This window comes from Cystobacter fuscus DSM 2262 (assembly GCF_000335475.2).
Lineage (GTDB): Bacteria > Myxococcota > Myxococcia > Myxococcales > Myxococcaceae > Cystobacter > Cystobacter fuscus.
Window position 1 is genome coordinate 1 of the sequence record NZ_ANAH02000005.1, and the last position, 19201, is coordinate 19201.

Genomic DNA, 19201 nt, shown 5'->3' on the forward strand with positions numbered 1-19201 from the left:
GAAGAAGTCGCCCACGCGCTGGTCGCCCCACATGAAGTGCAGGCCCAGGCCGAGCGGCCCCTTGGACCGCGAGGGCACCCGGCGCACGCGGGGCGCGATCTGCTCGGCCGGAGCCTCCACCGCGGCGGCCTCGTGCGCGGCCTTCGGCTCCGCGATGGGAGCGGCCACCGGAGCGGCGGCCACGACGGGGGCCGGCGTGGCGGCGCGAGCCGCGGCGATGGCCGTGGTGTCCTCCAGGCGGAGGGTGGTGCCACCGACCTTGATCTCATCGCCGAAGGACAGCGGCACCTTGTTCCCCCGCTTGCCGTTGACGTAGGTGCCCTCGACGCTGCCCATGTCGATGATGGACAGGCCGCCATCGGAGGCGACCTCGATGACGGCGTGGATACGGCTGACCTTCTCGTCGTCCAGGCACAGATGCGCCGAGGCGAGACGGCCAATCTTGATGATGTCGCGCTCGAAGTCTTTCGAGGTGACCAGGGTGTCACCCTTGAAGACCCGGAGTGTCAAAGGCACGGGCATTGCGATTCCTCGGGTAGGCTGGCTGCGGCGATCCCTTGGACAACGCGGAGCGAGGCGGGTTCCCGGCGATTTTCACAATCGACTCCGTCAGGCTCGCCCCGGCAGTGCCAGGCGGCGGATTCGACTCCCGCCGCTTCCAAATCCCGCGTCTCCGTGAGTTCCTCGACATCGGCGGTATGATGGGTCCGGGCACACCTTTTCCGCCTTGGAACCGTGACTTCCGGCACATGTGCTCATGGAAATAGACATATAGACTGGAGGAGGCTCGACGTTTGGCTTTTGAATGAAATATCTAGAAACCGCGACATCTCTCCAACGTCGAGTCTTTTGATTTCCTCTCTTTATTTTGGCGAAGGATTGGGCTACCAGATGGAGGGCCGTCCCTCCATCGCGAAGGTGAACGGCCACAGCCCCTTTGACCGGGAGTCATGCAATGCAAATCAATACAAGAAGATGGATGACCAGACTGCTGGGAGTCTGGCTTGGCGCGGTGATGGGCGCGGGCTGCGGTCAGCCCCCGGTCGAGTCGGGGGATCAAGCGCGGCTTGGCGCTCCGCTGCGAGCCGCGCAGTCAGCCCGTCTCGCGGGGAGCGAAACCCGTTCTCTGGCATTGCGCCCCAATGGCATCGTCTGGGGCACGGACTTCAACTCGAACTCGACGCCGGTGCCGGAGCTGATCGGAGCGGTCGCCGTGGCCGACGGCGAAGCGCATTCGCTGGCGTTGCGTTATGATGGCACCGTGTGGTCCTGGGGCAGCAACGGCTACGGCGCGCTGGGGGATGGCACGCTGATCGACAGCGCGGTGCCGGTGCGGGCACAGGGGTTGGACGGGGTGGTGGCCGTGGCCGCGGGCTCCTTCTATTCGCTGGCGGTGCGTTATGATGGCACCGTGTGGGCCTGGGGCTACAACGCCTACGGTCAGCTGGGAGATGGCACGACGAACGAGCGCTTCGTGCCGGTGCGGGTGCAGGGGTTGGACGGGGTGGTGGCCGTGGCCGCGAACTACAGCCATTCGCTGGCGTTGCGCTCGGACGGCTCCGTGTGGGCCTGGGGCGACAACTCTCGAGGGCAGCTGGGGGATGGCACCACGAGCAGCCGCTCGGTGCCGGTGCCAGTGCCGTGGTTGAACGGCGGGGTGGTGGCCGTGGCCGCGGGCGTCTCGCATTCGCTGGCGGTGCGCTCGGACGGCTCCGCGTGGGCCTGGGGCGCCAATTATCGAGGCCAACTGGGGGATGGGACCACGAGCAGCCGCTCGGTGCCGGGACGGGTGCAGGGGTTGAGCGGGGTGGTGGCCGTGGGCGCGGGCTTCAACCATTCGCTGGCGGTGAGTTCGGATGGCACCGCGTGGGCCTGGGGCGACAACTCCTACGGCCAACTGGGGGTTGGAGGAGCCACCTCGTACTCCACCACCGCCCTTCCCTCTTCGCTGTATTGAGTTCAGCCAAGCTGGTCATCTATACGCCGGTGGCAATATGTGGCCATTGATGCCACTGGCAGTATAGGGTAGAAGCAGTGCCCGCGAGGACTTCACCCACATGTCACGGAACGCGGCGCTCTCCGAGGAGTTGCTTCACAGCTATATCGAGCAGAACCTGAGACGGTTCATGGAACTCTCCGAGGTCATGCTCGCCCGTGGCAACCTGCCGGAAGAAGCCGCTCGGGCCTACTTCAAGCTCCTGCTGGAAGTGCCGCCGCTCTGGTACGAGGAGCCGTCCGAGGAAATCAAGACGGGCACGCTCGCCATCGGAGCGACCCTGGATACCTTCGAGCGGCTCAAGCCCCACCTTCCCACGGATGCGCCCGATCAATTCCTGGCGAAGGTCTTCTACTCAGACATCGTCATGAGCGCGGTCATCCAGAACCTCCTCATCGTCTGGTACAACGGGTGGCTCCATGACAAGATAGCGCCCGCGAGTGCCTATCCCTTCGCGCTCGTCTGGGAGGCCCTCTCGGCGCGCGCCGTGGGGATGCCGGGCCCGTACTTCGGAAGCTGGAGCTACCCACCACCCGAGCTCATTCGTCCCCCGGGAAGCGCTTCCGAGGACACATGAAACCCGCTTCCGCTGGCACGCCCGGGTATGATGTCGCCATCGTGGGAGCAGGTATCGCGGGCAGCCTGATGGCGGCCCAACTGGTATCCCGCGGCCTGCGCGTCGTCCTCTTGGAGGCCGGTGATGACCTCTTCTTCGACACCACGACAGGCGTCAGCAACATCCAGCCCCTCCTCGAGCGCTACTACGGTTCCATCTACAAGGTTCCGAACTCCCCCTACCCCAACCTCGGGCACGCCCCGAGTCCAACGCTGACCACGCTGAACAAGTACTACGTCCAGCAGGGGCCGCTGGCGTTTGGAAGCGATTACATCCGCATCGCCGGAGGCTCCACCCGCCACTGGCTGGGTCTGTGCCCTCGGCTCGATCCGGGGACCTTCCAGGAGCGCACGCTCTACGGGCGGGCCGTCGACTGGCCCATCACCTACAATGACCTCGAGGACTGGTACTACGCGGCCGAGAAGGAACTCGGCGTCGCGGGTGACGACGAGAACCAGGGGCTCGCCGGGGTCCCACCGCGCAAGCCGGGTCACAAGTACCCGTTGCCTCCCATCCCTCAGACCTATAGCGACCGGGTCGTGGCCCAGGCCGTGGAGGGCCTGACCTTCCAGTCCGACGAGGCGTCTCCTCCCGTCCCCGTCCAGGTCTCCTCCACACCGGCGGCGCGCAACTCCATCCCCTACGACGGTCGTCCCCCCTGTCAGGGAAGTGGCAGTTGCATTCCCATCTGTCCCACCGGGGCCAAGTACGACGCCAGCGTGCACCTCAAACGAGCCCTCGGGGTGGATCCCCGAAACCTCGAGGAGCCGTCCCTCGCGAGGGAGCGGGTCACGTACATCCCCAAGGCGGTCCTCAAGGAGATCGTGCTCGACGATCCGGAGGCGCTCCATCCCAAGGTCTCCGAGCTCGTCTTCAAGCGCTCCGCCTCGGAGGACGACAACCTGCGTGTCCAGGCCCGCCTCTACGTGCTGGCCATCCATGCCATGGAGATACCAAAGGTGCTGCTTGCCTCGCGCGGCCAGCGCGCGCACGGCGTGGCCAACAGCAGCGGACGGGTCGGGCGCTACCTGATGGATCATGACATCGCCATCACCCACGCGCGGCTCTCCCAGCCGCTCTATCCCTTTCGCGGCCCGCGCATCACCAGCAGCATCGAGGGCTTCTGCGACGGTCCCTTCCGCCGTCGGCATTCGGCGTTCCGTCCGGAGCTGGCGAATGTGGGCACCGCATGGGAGACGAATGCGCCGTTCTCCAACGTCATCGCGAGGGTGGCGCAGGGGCTGACGGGCAAGGCGCTGCGCGAGCAGGTGGCCTGGGACTCCACCGCGGTGATCCACATCGACGCGATGATCGAGCCGGAGCCCCACTTCGAGAGTCGTGTCTTCCCCTCACGGCTCACGGACCACTGGGGCCTGCCACGCCCGGAGATCCAGTACCGCGTCGGGGAATACTCCCAGAGAGGCCGTGAGGCGTTCATCAAGCTGGTCAAGGCCATCTACGGCCGGCTGGGGGCCCGGGAGCAGGACATCTTCGAGGTTCCGGGCTGGTTCGGTTCTGGCCATGTCATGGGCACCACGCGCATGGGCCAGGATCCAAAGACCTCGGTCTGCGACAGCTTCGGGCTCACCCATGACCATCCCAACCTCTACCTCGCCGGCTCGAGCCTGTTTCCGACGGTGGGCACGGCCAACCCGACATTGACGCTGGCCGCCCTGGCGCTGCGTACCGCCCACGAGATTGAACGCCGCCTGCGGCACGGCCTCCCCGCCTGAACTCTCCCGATGAACGAACATCTCAAAGCCGACGCCGTGAACTTCCCGTGCGAGCACGGCCACATCCGGGACCGTGCCGACCTGATCTCCCAGCTGTCGATCGCCTCGGAGCTGGAGCACGGCCTGTCACTGCAATACCTGTTCACGGCCTTCTCGCTCAAGACGAGCACTGCCGAAGGAGGGCTCACCGCCGCCGAGCTGCAGGTGGTGCTTCGCTGGCGGGGTCTGCTGTTCGCCGTCGCGGCCCAGGAAATGCAGCATTTGACCCAGGCCTCCAATCTCCTGGCCGCGGTGGGAGGCAGCGCGCATCTGCGCCGGCCCAACTTCCCTCAGCGCAAGGGCTACTTTCCAATGAAGCACCGCTGGGGGTTGTGGCCGTTCTCCGCCGCGACCCTCAAGCTGTACACGGAGTGGGAGCGTCCCGCCTCCGTCCCACAGCCACGCGAGCTGGAGGAGGGTGAGTACGAGCAGGAACTCTTCTCCACCAAGCACCGGGACATGAAGAAGGAGATAGAAGAGCAGGATGTCCACGCGGCCCACCTCGAGCAACTGCGGCGGACGAACCCCCCGCTGTACGAGCTGCTGCTGCAGAAGCAGCGCGCCACCCGGCATGAGACCATTGGTGAGCTCTACGGCGCGGTGGCCAACGCCTTCGCCACCTGGGAGGACGATCCTTCCCGAGGTCCCCTCATCATCGGCGACCCCGCCTTCCAGGTGGAAGGCCGAGAGGTGGACATGCCGCAGGTGATTCGGGTGGAGACCGTCGACGATGCACTGAGCGCGATCCAGCTCATCGTCCAGCAGGGCGAAGGCGACGAGCTGTTCGCGGAGCGCGTGGTGGCCACGACAGACAGCCATTACGGAATCTTCCTGCGCATGTTGCGCGAGTACCAGACACTCAAGGCACGGCGTCCGGAATTCGACCCGGTGCGAGACGTCTGTCCCAACCCGCTGTCACGGCTTCACGATGACAATTCCTATCCGGGCTGGCGGCTCATCCAGGATCCCTTCACCAGCGCGGTCAATGAGCTCAACAGCGCCGTGTACAAAACGATGTTGCTGATGCTCTACCGGTTCTTCGCCACACCGGGCGGGCCCGAGTCGCGGCGGCACTTCAGCAGGGCGTTCCTGCCCATGATGACGACGGTGATCGAACCCCTGGGCAACATGCTCACCCAGCTGCCCATCGGCGAGGATCCCCCGAGCGAGGCGTCGCGCACGGCGGGGCCGCGTCCTCTCTACGCCGGGCCGAGCTTCGAGATCAGCCCCTCCAGCGAACTGCTGCCGCAAGCCGCGGCCAGCACGCGCTACATCACCGAGCGACTCCAGGCCGAAGCGAATGCCGCTCGCAAGCTCAGCCTCGCCCCGAGCGCACCGCGCGCGCTCTCCGCCGTTGCCGCCCAGCTCGACGCCATCCGCGCCGCCTTCGCCCCTCCGGGATGAGCCCACCGCACCACCACCACCGCCAGCCCACACAGGAGATTGAGATGAGTTCACTGCCCCCCGTCCCCGCGGGTCAAGAAACGTTCTATTACGCATCGCAAACCACATTCTGGATTTTCTTCCGCCAGGCTCGCGCGCTGGTGGAGAGGGCTCTCGGCGCTCAGCTCGATTCACTCGGCCTGGCCCTGCCAAGGTTCAAGGATGATCCAGACGGTGTCTACCTCGCGCTGGTGCCCAGCTTCTACACCTGCGCACTCAACCTCTCGTCGGGTGGGGTCACCTCCACCACGATGCAGGGAGTCAGCGAGGCGGAGTTCAACGTGCTCGTCCATCCCAAATCCCAGGCAGCCAGACTCCCGGACCTCACGTTCCAGGAGTTCCTGCTCGGATGGGAGCAGCACAAGCTCATCGGGCAGCTCCGGCTCGACGTCATCACGGACAACGTGGGAGCCGTCATCGGTGGCCGAGAGAAGTACGGTGAACACAAGTTCCGTGGGTTCATCCGCTATTGCTTCCCCCTGCCCAACGACAACGCGAGAACGCCTGTCCCCTTCCACGTGGAGTTCTCCGCCTACACCACCGAGCGGATGCTGCACGAGGAGCTCGTGTTCTCCCTGCGCTCGGGGGTGGGCGCGCTCCAGCCCGTCTCGGTGGATGCCTCGGAGGTGGTCGTCTATGGCGCGCTTCCACCCGAGCCTCAGGACGGAACGAGGCAGCGGGCCATCGGCTCACGCCGCAATCACTTCGGCACGTTCAGCCTGTATACGCCGACGGAAGTCCACCCAGCCCAGGTGCCCTCTCTTCAGTACGGCCCGTGTCACAATGCCGCGCCCCTCCACTACAACGGCAAGAGCATTCCTGGCGCGGAGGAGTGGCCGAAGCAGATGCGAGATCGAATGCAGCAACTGCTCACCGACGCACCCGTCGCGGCCTTCATGCTGTTCGCGTCGCCGCCCGTCGAGATAGAGCCGAGGCCGTTCTACATTGATCCCCAGTAGGCTCTTCGGCCGGCGGTAGCACCCGATGCACCGAGGCGAGGGAGCGAGCCTCCCGCTCCTGGGTGCACCCCATCCTCCCAGCAACTGCCCGCGATGCCTTACCGCGCATAGCGCGCCGCGGCGATGGCGCCGCCGTCGACGAGGAGGTCGGTGCCGGTGATGAACGACGCCTGGGGGCTGAGCAGGAACTCGACGGCGCTGGCGATGTCGTCCGGGGTGCCGGTGCGCCCCGTGCCGGATGCTTGAATCATGCCGCGCATGGCCTCGCCATGGGGGCCCTGCAACTCCGCCTGCCCCATGGGGGTGGAGATGATGCCCGGGCTGACGCTGACCACCCGGCCGCCCCGCCGCCCCCACGGAATCGACGCCGCCTGGACGCGCAGCTGGTTCGCGCGCTTCGCCACGCTGTAGGCGGCGCCGGAATCGAGGTTCTTGGAGTCGAGCATGGGCAGCCCCGCGAGTTGGCTCGTGGGGGTGGTGGCGAGGGCACGTTCGGCCTCCGGGGGGAGAGCGACCATCGTGCCGGCCATCGAGGCGATGCACACCGCGACACTGCCGTGCGTCACGAACGGGAGGAAGGCGTCGAGGACGTGGGCGGTGCCGAGGACGTCCACCTGGATGATCCGCTCGGGGCTGGCCTGCACGGGGGAGACGCCGGCGGTGTGCACGACGGCGCGGAGCGAGCCGAGGGCACCTGCGTGCTGGGCGAGCCGCTCGACGGACCCCGGGTCGGAGACGTCGACGCGGAGGGTGTCGACGGTGTGGCCTTCGCCGCGGAGGGTGTCGGCGACGCGGTCGAGGAGCTCCTGGGCGTAGTCGGCGAGGACGAGCTGGCGGCCGGAGCCGAGGCGGCGGGCGATGGCGAGGCCCATGCCTCCGAGGCCGGTGATGACGATGACGTCCTGGTGGGGTGAGGTCATGGTGTGGGTCTCCCGTGTCGTGGGGTGGCTTCCCCGAAGAAACGGACATGGGTGTCCGTTTCGCGGGGGAACCTACCACGAAGCGGACATGGGTGTCCGTTTCGTGCGGTACACTCCTGGGCGTGACGCAACGACAGGACGCTCAACGCAACCGCGAACTGCTCCTCGCGGCGGGCGAACAGGTCTTCCGCGAGCACGGCCTCCACGTGCCGCTCCAACTCATCGCCGAGCGCGCCGGCGTCGGGCGAGGCACGCTCTACCGCCACTTCCCGGACCGGGACCACCTGGCCCTCGCGATGATCGAGCGCCGGGTGGACCTCATCGAACAACGCCTCGCCGCGGCCCCCGACCCCGCCCGCTCCGTCGAGGAGATCTTCTTCTGGATCGCCGACACCCTGAGCGCCATCCCGGGATTGCACCCGTACCTGGCCTCCACGGAAGCAGGCAGGACCGCCCTGGAGCGACTGAACCAGCAGTTGCGCGACCTCCTCTCCGGGCCGGTGGAGGCGGCACGAGCACGGGGACTGCTACGACCGGAAGTGACGCTCGACGATTTCGTGTGCAGTTGGGCGATGATCGAAGGGGGCATGCTGGCCATTCCTCCCCAGGACCGCTCGCGCATGGTGGCCCGCGCCAAGGTGCTGCTCGGCGCCGCGCTCTTCGTGCCGTCAGCGAGGAGCCGCTGACCAGACCCTGGGGGAGAACCCGAGCCAGGGGCAAGCCTGCTCCCCTGCCCTCCTTGCCAGCATGTCGGCCCGGGAGAATGTTCTGCTCACCCGGAGGAGTTGTTCCTCCGCCACGGGAGGACTCGCGGGAGGACGATTGGATCCAACGGCTGCCCAGGATGTCACACGCAAGGTGCTGGTCGTCGATGACGACGCGGACTGGCGGGAATTCCTCCGTTTGTGTCTGGAGGATCTCGGCTACGAGGCCATCGAGGCCGCCAACGGCCAGGAGGCCCTCGACTCCCTGGCGCGGCAACGCTACCGGGTGATGCTCCTGGACCTGAACATGCCCGGGATGAATGGGCTCGAGGTGTTGGAGCGGATGCCCCGGAATGGGGAGCCGCCCCGGGTGGTGCTGCTGACGGCCGCGGCGGTGCAGGACGTGGGCGGGGCCTTGCGCTCCGGGCCCCACTACTACCTGCCCAAGGGAGCGAGCAGGGACCAGCTCTCCCTGCTGCTTCAGTCGCTGGACGCTTGATCTTCAAGCACACCGGGACGAACTACACCTCCTTGAACTTCGTCCCCGTGGCCCTGATGCGCTCCAGGGCCTCCTTGATCTCCTCGGAGACGATGAGGGCGATGTTCCACCCCCAAGGGCGGAAGACCTTGGCATCCCCCACCTTCGAGGGATCAATGCGCATACCGGCTACGGCTCGGTACTTGCCGGTCTTCTCCGGACGCCCATCCTCTGGCATCCAGTATTCCACCTCCTCGGACGATGCATCGTCGATGCACCTCACGACACGGGTGACGTTCACGAGGCAGAAGGGGTCCGGCTGTCCGTCGATCTCGACAGGGAGGAGTTGGACATCCCCAGGGGCCAGTTCCTTCAAGAGCGAAGCGACCTTGACGTGAACGACAGGAATGGCCCCGGCATCCGCGAGCGAAAAGTCGAGCGGCTCGCCAGGGCGATAAAGCGGGACTCGCAACCCTCCCATGAGCTGAGCAGGTTCCCCCCGCATGAACAGCCAAGACCCATGAGCCTGTCCCGCTGCATCCATGGGCGTGCCCAGATGCCATCGGCCAGCAACGTGAACGTCATCGGACAGGTCGAAGTACCGCTTCGCCATCGTCAGTTCCTCGATTCATGGCCGCCGGGTCACCAGCTTGTTGAGCCGTGTACCCGGGGTGGAGATCTGTCGTCCAAGTCGTTGGAGTTCACTCGTCAGTGCCGCCCGGCACTCCTGGATGCTACGGCACTCCAGCGTCGCATCCCTCAGACGACGGAAGACCTCTTCGTGGTACGCCTGAGGGTGAGGTCCCTTGTGGTGCGGAACACGAACCTTGTTGGCCGCATCGTCCAGTGTCATGCCCGCCTTGTCGAAGAGTTCCTGATACCTGGGCGTCCATGGCCCCCCGTTGTTGGTGGACGTGCTGAATTTGTCAGAGGCGATGTGGTGCTCGGGACCTTCCGCATCCACCGGCCTGGACACCGCTCCGCTCACGCTCTGGGCCGTCGTGGCAACCGCGTTGGGAGCCAGGGCGATGGTGACCGCATCGGCGGTCACGGCCACGGCTTCCACCTGAGCCACCTCGGTCAGCCGGATTCCCGCCTGCGCCGCACCCGACACTGAAGCCTGAGCCGAGCCAGGCAGGGTGGGCACCTTGGCCGAGAAACCGGCGGCCGTCTGACCGATGGAGGCCGTGAGCAGCAGGGCGAACGCCCGTGCCGAATTCTTCCCCATCACCTTGCCATACTTCTTCCCGGCCTCGCGGATCGCGGCGAACGAGGTGGCGTGTTCCAGCACATCCACCAGCCGCCTCCAGCCCTGGATGAGCGTCCAGAACGTGTCCACTCCGATGTAGCAGACGAAGGTGGCTGTGACGGCCGTCGCCAGCCCCTTGGAAAACACCGGCTCGGGCGCCAGCCACATCGCGGCGTAGATCGTCATCGTCCAGTAGAGCGATGCCTTGAGCGCTTCCGGGTCGGCCATGTCCTTGAAGGACTGCATCATCTCAGGAACGATCTCTTCGATGGCAAAGGACATGCCCAGGGCGTAGCGGCCATCCCCGGTGAGCAGGGGATTGCTCATCAACACGTTCCGGCAATCCCCAGGCTTCCCGAGGGCCTTGCAGAACCGCAGGTACTCCTGGGTCACTCGCGCATTCACCTCGGCCCACGGAGAAGCTGGGAGCTGCCCGTTCAGAGGAACGACACCTTCGCGCTGGGTGTAGCGATACCAGCCACTGCGAGGGGGAACTTCGAACAGCTCCCGTGCGGCTTCCTCGGGGTTGAGTGAGGGCCTCTTCTGGCGGAGTTCCTTCGCGATGGCCCGCGTGAACTCCTCCTCCTCCAACGCCACCGGCTTGACATCGTCCGTGCTGGAGACATGGATGAGGGGCTGACCCTGCACCGTGTCGAGGCGTACCACGCGCGAGGGGCCGCACGTGGTGGACAGGGCCAAGAACAAGACCGCAACGAGCAGACGCCGAGGAGCCACGAGACGCCCTCCAGAGAAGGAGGGTTCGAGTCTACGGGCAGCGTCCCCCCAAGACGATGAGCCTGAGCCGTTTGGCTCTCCCGCTCACATCCCCGAGGCCTTCGGCCTCCACGTGCGCCGGGCAATACGCGCCACGTCCTCCGCGGAGCCATAGCGCTGATCCAGGGCCCTGGCCGCCCGGGCCCAGTCCCGCATGGTGCGGATGGAGGCGTACTGCTCCACCACGAAGGGCTCGCCCCGCCACGCGAGCGCCCGCTCCCACAACACCTCGAACGGCTCCTCGAGCACGCTGCCCACCTTGGCCTCGCACGTCTCGAAGGCCCGGAGCCGCCCATCCGGCTCGAGGTGCGCGAAGAGCAGCCGGGGCGCCCCGGGCTCTCCCTGCACGTAGAACGACCGCACGTCGCTCACCCCCACCCGCACGCCATGGGACGCCAGGGTCGCCAGCCGCGCCTCGTCGGCCAGCAACGCCTGCCCCTCCTCGTTGGTGAGCAACTCGCGCTCCTCGAAGTCCTCCTCGGCCGCCAGCCCGCTGGGAACCACCATCCCGAGCTGGATCGCTCCCAGGCCGGGGAAGCGTCCGGACAGCTCCCGCACCAGCAGCTCCGTCTCCGCCAGGTTGCTGCGCATGACCGTCATCTCGACGCCCAGCGCATAGCAGGGCTCCCCGCGCGCCACGCGCTCCCGCCGCTCGCGCGCGAGCAGCTCCAGCGCCGCCATGGCCCGCTCGAAGGAGCCCACGCGGCCTCGAATCATGTCGTGGGTGCGCGCCCGGCCACCGTCCACGCTCACGCACACGCGCGCGAAGGTGTCCGCCAGCCGCCGCGCGAGGGCCTCGTCCATGATCCACCCGCTGGTGTACAGGCCCACCGGCAGCCCCGCCTCGCGCAGACGCTGGACCGCCTCCTCCCACCCAGGCGCGAGCAGGGGCTCGCCTCCGCTCAGCGCCACGCCCCGCGGCTTCACCCGGGCGATCTCCTCCGCGATCCGCAACACGTCCTCGCGCCGCGAGACCGCCGGCCGCCGTCCGGACTCGGAGTAGCAATGGTGACAACGCAAGGGACACGCATAGGTCATGTCCCAGATGATGCTTTCGACCCGCACGAACACTCTCCACCGCATGGACACGGAATGGTCGGGCACGAGGATACAGCAATGCTGTCAAATTCCAATATGAACAAAAAAGAGGATCCAATCGGGCTTGCCCAGGGCGAGCGGCGGCGCCTCGCGGTAGAGGGAGCTGGAGACGCATACTCGGGCGGGCACGCGCCCCCTCAGGGAAAGACAACCCCATGACCATCGCAGTCGCCATCCGCACCGGAACCGCGGTGGTCTTCGCCTCGGACAGCAAGGTCACCACCGCGGCCCCCTCGGGGGTGGATGGCGAGGGCAAGCCCGTCTTCCAGCACCAGTCCTACGACAACGCCTTCAAGATCGTGCATGACCGCACCCAGACCGCGATGGCCCTGTTCGTGGGCACGGTCAACTTCGGGCCCGTGGATGCCATGTCCGTCTTCTCGAGGATGGAGCTCGGCCTGGATGCATCCCCCCTCATCCAGGACGCGAAGATCCTGGACCTGGCCTCCACCCTCCAGGCGCGGCGCGAGTCGGTCTGGGGAGGGTTGGGCCTCGAGAAGACCAGATGGCCGGGCCCCCTCGTGCTGTTGGCCGCCCCGCCCGCCCAGGGACTCGCCCCCCGCCTCTGGCACCTGGACTTCTCCAAGGGAGACCCCGTCATCCAGGAACTCTTCCTGACAGGTCCGGGCGTCTTCCTCGAGGGTTCCACGCAACAAACCCTCAGCCTGCTGTATGGCTTCGACACCCGGCTGCGCATGTCCCTGCGGGACACGCTCTCGGCGTCACGGCCCGGGGTGGAGGAGGCGTTCTCGAGGTTCTCCCCCGACAGCCCCATCAACAAGATCAACTTCTGGGCCATGCCCATTCAAGACGCCATCGATCTGGCCGTCTTCCTGGCGCAGGTGCAGATCCAGATGGAGCGATTCCTGCCCGGTCCCCCCACGTGTGGAGGACCCATCGACGTCATGGTGATGGAGATGTCCCCCGAGCCGAGGATCCGCTCGTTCCCCGGCAAGCAGCTCCACCACCCGATGGGCCCGAGGCCCTGAAGCCACCCGGCCCCAAGCCCTTCCTCAGAAGGAGGTCTCGTGCAGCCGGCCATAGGCCTCGGACGCCGCCGCGAGCAGCCGCTCCAGCTCATCGAGCTCCTCGGCGCCAATGGACGAGGGCCCTCCGTCGATGACGACGAAGCCCACCGCGCGCTGGCGCAACCGGATGGGCGCCGCCACCAGGTGCGAGGACGCTCCGCCCAGCGCGGTGAAGAGCGCCTCGTCCGTCCGGCTCTCCGGCGCGCTGGAGACGACGGGTCCTCCGTCCGCGGCCGCCCGGGCGAGCAGCGAGGGCGTCGACAGGTCCACCTTCAAGGCCGCCACCTCGGGCTTGTCGCTCCCCGTTCCGCACGCGAGCCCCACCCGGATGGCGCCGAAGGTCTCTCCCAACAGGAAGCTCCGAGGGAAGCGCCCATGGGAATAGGACAACAGCGCCTGGCCCAACTGGCCTCGGGTCGTCGCCCGCCGCAGCGCCTCCATGGCCTCCGAGAGCCGCACCCGAGACGGCCCCTGGGTGCCCGTGTTGCCCTCATCCCGCCCCAGCCGGGCTTCCCAGCGCGGGAGGAACTCATGGACGCGGGCGAGTGGCACTCCCTCCGCGTCGTTGGCCGCCAGCGAGCTGAAGTCCACCTCGAGGCCCCGCTGGGCCCAGGACGCGGAGCCCGAATCCGACTCGATGTAGTCGATGTCCGAGGCCATCTCCCATGCACCAACGGGGCCCTGGGGCAACTCCATCGCGTGGCACCTCCACTCCGCCACGCTCGACGCCTCGAGGACCTCTTCCGCCGAAAGCTCCACCAGCGGCAGTGACACGGGCCTCACGTCCTGCTCGGAAGCGCACGCCTCGTGAGAGGAGGGCCCCACCTGCTCCTGCTCCGAGACGGACGGAAGAGGCGCCGAGACCTCGGGAAACAGCTCCGCCGTGCGCGGGCGAATGGCCGCGAGCGGCTCCGGAGCCGGCTCCGTCAACGGCCCGGTCCACACGGCGCGCGGAGCCGGTGGTGGGGTGGGCGCGGCCCGAGGAGGGGACGGGCAAGGGGCCGGGGCCAGGAGCACCGCCGCCCCGGAGGCCCTCACCGCAACGGGTGGGGCGGCCGCGGCGGGGGCCCCCACCGCGGCCGCCTGGAATGGGGGAGACGCACGGGGCGGGTCGACAGGTGGAGCAAGCATCTGGCTCGGAGCCGATGCGGCGCCCGTGGCCGGAGGCACTACGTGAAGCCTCGGAGCACCCGCCCCCGCGGGGCTTCGCTGCGTCAATCCCGGCGGATGAAGCAGAGCGACGGGAACAGGGCCCGCGGAACCGGAGGCGGTCGCGGGGGCCCTCGAGGGCCCGGGGAGTGGGGATGCCCCTGGCGAGGGCGTGGGCGCGGAGAGGGGCACCGGAGTGGTGCTCGGGCCGGAAGTCGGAAGGGACAAGAAGACCACGGGAGGCCTGGCTTGTGGCTCGGGAGCCGCCCCCTGCCCCGCCCTGGTCCGGAGCTGTCCCGGACGGATGGGACGCGCGGGCCGGACAATGCCGTAGTGCCGCTCCAACACCTGCAGCAGGCGCGGCTCCGGCAGGATGGACGGCACGATGCGCATGCCCGTGGCGAACGCGAGCGCGTCCACGTGCCGGGGATCCTGGGGCTCCGCCATGGCCACACGCAGCCGGCGGCCTTCCACCACCAGGGGGAACGCCAGGTGGTGGCGCGCGAGCTCGGGCCGCAGCAGGGCCACCGTCTGGGACGTCACCGCCGCCAGTTCCGCCTCCGTCACCAGGGGGAAATGGTAGGTGTCGGACAGGGCCTGCCCGAGCGTGGCCAACTCGAGCATGCCCAGCTCGACCAGGTTGGTGCCCAGGCTGCCCCCGTAGATGAGTTGAGACTTCAGGGCCTCGTCCAGTTGCGCCTGGGTGAGGAGTCCCTTGCGGACCAGATGCGCTCCGAGCGGATCAACCATACAGCCCGGATGGTAGGGACAAACCTTTACACCGGCCGTCCGCGACATCCGGAGAAGTCAAGCACAACTCACATCATCTCACGGATGTCTGGCAGCCCACGCTAATAGGCATTTTTGGACAGGAAGCCCCCCAGGGCGGTGCGCACCAGGATCTTCAGGTCCATCAGCAGGGACCAGTTCTCGATGTAGTACAGGTCGTACTCGATCCGCTTCTGGATGGAGGTCTGTCCGCGCAGGCCGTTGATCTGTGCCCAGCCGGTGATGCCCGCCTTCACCTTGTGGCGCAGGTGGTAGCGGGGAATCTGCCGCTTGAACTCCTCGATGAAGACGGGCCGCTCGGGGCGGGGACCGACGAGGCTCATGTCGCCGGTGAGCACGTTGAAGAACTGGGGCAGCTCGTCGAGCGAGTACTTGCGCAGGAACGTGCCGATAGGCGTGCGCCGCGGGTCGTCCTTGCTCGCCATGAGGGCGCCGGACACCTCGGCGTCCGTGCGCATGGTGCGGAACTTGAGGATGTGGAACGTGCGCCCATCCATGCCCATGCGCTCCTGGGCGTAGAGCAGCGGTCCCCGGCTGGTGAGCTTCACGGCGATGGCCACCAGCAACATCACCGGCGCGCTCAGCACGAGCGCCACCAGCGCGAAGAGGACGTCGAAGACGCGCTTGGCCACCATGTTCCAGCCCGTCATCGGATCGCCCTGGAGGCTGATGATGGGCAGACCGCCAAACTCCTCCAGGCCGCCGTACAGGGTGACGTACTGGTAGAGGTCCGGCACCACCTTCACGTCCACCGTGCGCAGCGCGAGCTGCTCCATGAGCGGCTTGACGGCGGCCTGCTGCTCGAGCGGCACCGCGATGACGACCTGATCCACCGGATGCGCGTCCAGCACCGCGTCCACGTCCTTCACGTGGCCCACCACGGGGATGTCCCGCACCCGCCCACCCGGGCGCTCGTCGCCCAGCGAGAGCACCCCCGTCACCCGGAAGCCCAGCTCCTTGTGGCCCTCCACCGTGTCGATGACGCGCTGGCCCAGCTCCCCCGTGCCGATGACGAGCACGGACTTGAGGTTGTAGCCGCGCCGGCGCACCTCGTTGAGCACCGCGCGCAGCGCCAAGCGCACCGCCGACACCCCCACGAACGCGTAGCCCGCGAAGAACGCCAACATGAGACGCGAGTAGCGCTCGCGCGTGAAGTACGTCAGCGCCACCACGATGAGCGTGGCCATGACGGTGGCCTTGAAGACCTCGAACACCTCGCCGATGTGCGTGCGCGCCCGGTTCGTCACGTACAGCCGCGCCTGCTGGTAGGTGAAGGGGAAGACCAGCAGCACCGTCGCCAACGACAGCAGCGTCTCCTCCCAGGCCGGCAGTCCGTACAGCACCGGAATGGGCCCCTCGAAGCGCGTGGCGTACGCGAGCGAGAACGCCCCCGTGAGCATCACCACATCCGCGGCCACCTTGATGGACGTGTAGAAGCGCTGGAACCGGCTGAACACGTGAAGCTCCTTCTCTCGGACCCGTGCGCGAGCTGCAATCCTCGCGCCCCACACCCACGGCTCGTCCGCTACCGGACACCCTCACAGCCGGTGCGCTCGTAGCATGGAAAGCGCCCGGAATCCAAGGGGTTGCCCCCCCTGCACCCGCCCCACCCGGTTCCCGGACCGTGTGCCCCGTCTCGAAGAAGCGAGCCCCCTCTGACAGCCTTGTCAGGGGGCGTCACGCCTTCGACAGGAGCGCGTCCACCTCGGCCATCACCGCGCGCTGGAAGGCGGCCCGGCTGAAGCGCTCGGCCTGCGAGCGAGCGTCCGAGGGCTGGAAGCCCGGCTCCCAGGCCTCGAAGCGGCGCACGGCGTCCGCGAGCGCCTCGGGGGTCTGCGCGTCGAAGAAGAGGCCCGTGCGGGGGTTGACCGTCTCCAGCGCCCCACCCCGCCCGTAGGCGATGACGGGACGGCCACACGCCTGGGCCTCCAGCGGGACGATGCCGAAGTCCTCCTCGGCGGTGAAGACGAGCGCGCGCGCGTCGCGGTACAGCCCGGGCAGCGCCTCGTCCGCCACCGAGCCGAGAAAACGGATGTTGGCGGGCGGCGGCCCCGAGGTGTGCCGCGCCGCCTCCTGGCCCGTGCCCACCACCCACAGGGGCGCGTCCAGGTGACGGAAGGCCTCCAGGGCGATGTCCAGCCGCTTGTAGGGAGCGAAGGCACCCAGCCACAGGTAGTAGCCCCCCTGGCCGAGCCCCGTGAGCGGGTGCTGACAGAAGCGCTCCAGGGCGACGGGCGGATACACCACCGTGGCCTCGCGGCCCCAGAAGCGCCGCACCTTGCCGGCGATGTGCTGGCTGTTGACGAGCAGCCGATCCACCCCGGCGGTGCTCTCGCGATCCCACTTCTGCAGCCACGGCCGCACCGCGTGCGCCGCCACGCGCACTGGCGCGGACGCCCGGCCCGGACCGAAGTAGTCATCGAACAAGTCCCACATGTAGCGCATGGGCGCGTGCACGTAGGACAGGTGCTTCGCCCCGGGTGGCTTGCGGATGCCCTTGGCCACGCAGTGGCTGGAGGAGATGACCAGCTCGTAGTCCGTCAGGCGCATGGACTCGATGACCTGGGGGAGCACCGGCAGGAAGTGCCGGTAGAGCTTGTGGATGCGGGGCACCCGCTGGAGCACCGACGTGTGGATGGGATGGGCCTCGATGCGCGGGTGCACGGCGCCGGGGCGATGGACGAGGGTATGGATGTCGGCCCGCGGGAACAGCTCGCACAGTGCCTCGAGCACGTGCTCGCCGCCTCGCTGGGTGACGAGCCAGTCATGGACGAGGGCGACCTTCACGGGGCGGCCTTGTAGCACGCGAGTCCCCGCTGCGTCCCCCGGGTGTGGTAGTGCCAGCGCTCGTGGCGAGCGTCCTCCTTGACTTGCGCATGGTTCGTGGCCGGCTGCACGGCATCGCGCGTTACGCGCTGGAGCTGGCGTGCCGACTGCCCGTACTCGCGCCGGACTTGCGCTTCAGCGCCCTCACCGGACCCGAGGGGCTCCCCGCGGGCCTGGGCACCCTCACCCCGCGCATCCCCCTGCACCGCTGCCCGGCCCCGTTCCTCTCGCCGCTCGAGCAGCCCGTGCTCGGCGCGTGGCTGGCGCGGCTCAACCCGGACCTGTTCCACGCCACCTCCTTCTCTCTGCCCGCGCTGTGGCCGGGACGCCTCGTGGCCACGCTCCACGACGCCAACCACCTGGTGCTCTCCGAGGAGTACGGCCCGGGCCGCCGCCTCTACTACCAGCTCGTCGTGGGCCCTCGGGCGAAGACGGCCCGGGCGCTCATCACCGTGTCCGAGTTCTCCCGGGAGGAGCTCGCGCGGGAGCTGAACCTGTCGCCCTACCGCCTCCAGGTCATCCCCAACGGGGTGGACGCGCGCTATCAGCCGCAGACGGCCTCGGAGCTGAAGGACTTCCGCGAGCGCCGGGGCCTGCCGCCCCGCTTCCTGCTCGCGGTGGGCAACACCAAGCCCTTCAAGAACCTGGGGATGCTGGCCGAGCTGGCCGAATCCCTGCCCGAGCCACTCGTGCTGCTGGCCGGCAAGCGCGCGGCGTGGGAGTTGGGCTTTCCCGACTCCACCATTGAACTGTCCGAGCTGCCCGAGGACGACATGCCGCGCCTCTACGGTGCGGCGACGGCGCTGCTCTTGCCCTCGCGCTACGAGGGCTTTGGCCTGCCCGCGCTGGAGGCCATGGCGTGTGGCACTCCGGTGGTGGCCGCGCGTGCCACGTCCCTGCCGGAGGTGGTGGGCGAGGCGGCACTGCTGCTGCCGCCCGACGACGCCCGGGCCTGGAAGGAGACGGCGATGAAGCTCGCGCGCGACGAGTCGCTGCGCCGGGACCTCGCGGCGAAGGGTCGCGAGCGCGCCGCGCGCTTCACCTGGGAGGACTGCGCCCGGAGGACGCTGGCCACCTACCGCCGGGTGCTCGAGGCCCGTTAGACGCGGCGGGAGAGCGAGGACCCTGGCGCCAGGGGGTCGTCACGAATCGAACACTCGAGCCCCTCTCACCGGAGCACGCCTGTTCCGCCCAGACGTCGGGGGTAACGTCCACGCCTCCATCCACGAAGGGGGCGTTGGACATGGCGGATTGCACGGCGGATAGCGCGAACGTCAAAGCCTTCCTGCGGTTGATCCGGTTCGCTGAACACCAGACAGACGAGGGAGTTCGACACTCATCGCGGAGACCCGCTGGCTCGTCTCCCCCGAACTCCCCCTGGTCTGGCTCGACCAGAAGCT

General features: G+C 67.9%; 17 protein-coding genes. 9 read left to right on the forward strand and 8 right to left on the reverse strand.

Translation table 11 applies throughout. The features are described from left to right. On the reverse strand, window positions 1-522 hold a 522-nt coding region (locus D187_RS07605), incomplete at its 3' end, for an FHA domain-containing protein (protein WP_043428882.1). Window positions 523-979: 457 nt separating this feature from the next. Here D187_RS07605 and D187_RS07610 point away from each other — a divergent pair. The 5 genes from D187_RS07610 (at window position 980) to D187_RS07630 (ending at window position 6786) form a co-directional block, all read left to right on the forward strand. Continuing rightward, on the forward strand, window positions 980-1957 hold the full coding sequence (locus D187_RS07610; protein WP_306413564.1) for an RCC1 domain-containing protein: 978 nt from the start codon (window positions 980-982) through the stop codon (window positions 1955-1957). 100 nt (window positions 1958-2057) lie between these two features. Beyond that, entirely contained in the window at window positions 2058-2573 is a 516-nt protein-coding gene (locus D187_RS07615) for a hypothetical protein (RefSeq protein WP_002630467.1), read from the forward strand. Beyond that, complete coding sequence (locus D187_RS07620; protein ID WP_020917852.1) at window positions 2570-4345, forward strand: FAD-dependent oxidoreductase; 1776 nt, start codon at window positions 2570-2572, stop codon at window positions 4343-4345. The genes D187_RS07615 and D187_RS07620 overlap by 4 nt, the downstream gene beginning before the upstream one ends. 9 nt (window positions 4346-4354) lie before the next feature. Then, on the forward strand, window positions 4355-5788 hold the full coding sequence (locus D187_RS07625; protein WP_002630465.1) for a ferritin-like domain-containing protein: 1434 nt from the start codon (window positions 4355-4357) through the stop codon (window positions 5786-5788). A gap of 44 nt (window positions 5789-5832) precedes the next feature. Continuing rightward, window positions 5833-6786, forward strand: coding sequence for a hypothetical protein (locus tag D187_RS07630; RefSeq protein ID WP_002630464.1), 954 nt, complete (start codon window positions 5833-5835; stop codon window positions 6784-6786). A 98-nt stretch (window positions 6787-6884) separates the two neighbouring features. Here D187_RS07630 and D187_RS07635 read toward each other — a convergent pair whose 3' ends face one another. Further along, window positions 6885-7706, reverse strand: coding sequence for an SDR family oxidoreductase (locus D187_RS07635; RefSeq protein WP_002630463.1), 822 nt, complete (start codon window positions 7704-7706; stop codon window positions 6885-6887). Between the two features lie 122 nt (window positions 7707-7828). Here D187_RS07635 and D187_RS07640 point away from each other — a divergent pair, with 122 nt between their 5' ends. After that, complete coding sequence (locus D187_RS07640; RefSeq protein WP_002630462.1) at window positions 7829-8392, forward strand: TetR/AcrR family transcriptional regulator; 564 nt, start codon at window positions 7829-7831, stop codon at window positions 8390-8392. A 61-nt stretch (window positions 8393-8453) separates the two neighbouring features. Then, window positions 8454-8909 carry a response regulator gene (locus D187_RS07645; RefSeq protein WP_002630461.1) on the forward strand — a complete coding sequence of 152 codons (456 nt, stop codon included), beginning with the start codon at window positions 8454-8456 and terminating at the stop codon, window positions 8907-8909. A gap of 22 nt (window positions 8910-8931) precedes the next feature. Here the strand turns inward: D187_RS07645 and D187_RS07650 are convergent, their stop codons facing one another. The 3 genes from D187_RS07650 to D187_RS07660 all read right to left on the reverse strand — a co-directional run bounded on the left by D187_RS07650 (window position 8932) and on the right by D187_RS07660 (window position 11976). After that, window positions 8932-9360 carry an imm11 family protein gene (locus tag D187_RS07650; RefSeq protein ID WP_245591642.1) on the reverse strand — a complete coding sequence of 143 codons (429 nt, stop codon included), beginning with the start codon at window positions 9358-9360 and terminating at the stop codon, window positions 8932-8934. Window positions 9361-9516: 156 nt separating this feature from the next. Then, window positions 9517-10872 (reverse strand): AHH domain-containing protein, encoded by a 1356-nt coding sequence (locus D187_RS07655; RefSeq protein WP_043428886.1) that lies wholly within the window; start codon window positions 10870-10872, stop codon window positions 9517-9519. An 84-nt stretch (window positions 10873-10956) separates the two neighbouring features. Continuing rightward, a complete protein-coding gene (locus D187_RS07660) occupies window positions 10957-11976 on the reverse strand; it encodes a radical SAM protein (RefSeq protein WP_002630458.1) in 1020 nt (339 codons plus the stop codon). A gap of 188 nt (window positions 11977-12164) precedes the next feature. Between D187_RS07660 and D187_RS07665 the strand changes: the two genes are divergently transcribed. Further along, entirely contained in the window at window positions 12165-12998 is an 834-nt protein-coding gene (locus tag D187_RS07665) for a hypothetical protein (RefSeq protein ID WP_002630457.1), read from the forward strand. Window positions 12999-13022: 24 nt separating this feature from the next. On the opposite strand, the gene D187_RS49590 is transcribed toward D187_RS07665, so the two are convergent. From D187_RS49590 to D187_RS07685, 3 genes are all read right to left on the reverse strand, one after another. Next, window positions 13023-14936, reverse strand: coding sequence for a GspE/PulE/PilB domain-containing protein (locus D187_RS49590; protein ID WP_002630456.1), 1914 nt, complete (start codon window positions 14934-14936; stop codon window positions 13023-13025). 101 nt (window positions 14937-15037) lie between these two features. Then, window positions 15038-16432: an undecaprenyl-phosphate glucose phosphotransferase gene (locus D187_RS07680; protein WP_002630455.1), complete on the reverse strand. Its 1395-nt coding sequence runs from the start codon at window positions 16430-16432 to the stop codon at window positions 15038-15040. Between the two features lie 220 nt (window positions 16433-16652). Continuing rightward, a complete protein-coding gene (locus D187_RS07685; protein ID WP_002630454.1) occupies window positions 16653-17762 on the reverse strand; it encodes a glycosyltransferase in 1110 nt (369 codons plus the stop codon). Between the two features lie 89 nt (window positions 17763-17851). Between D187_RS07685 and D187_RS07690 the strand changes: the two genes are divergently transcribed. Further along, on the forward strand, window positions 17852-18904 hold the full coding sequence (locus D187_RS07690; RefSeq protein ID WP_002630453.1) for a glycosyltransferase family 4 protein: 1053 nt from the start codon (window positions 17852-17854) through the stop codon (window positions 18902-18904). Window positions 18905-19201: the final 297 nt, after the last annotated feature.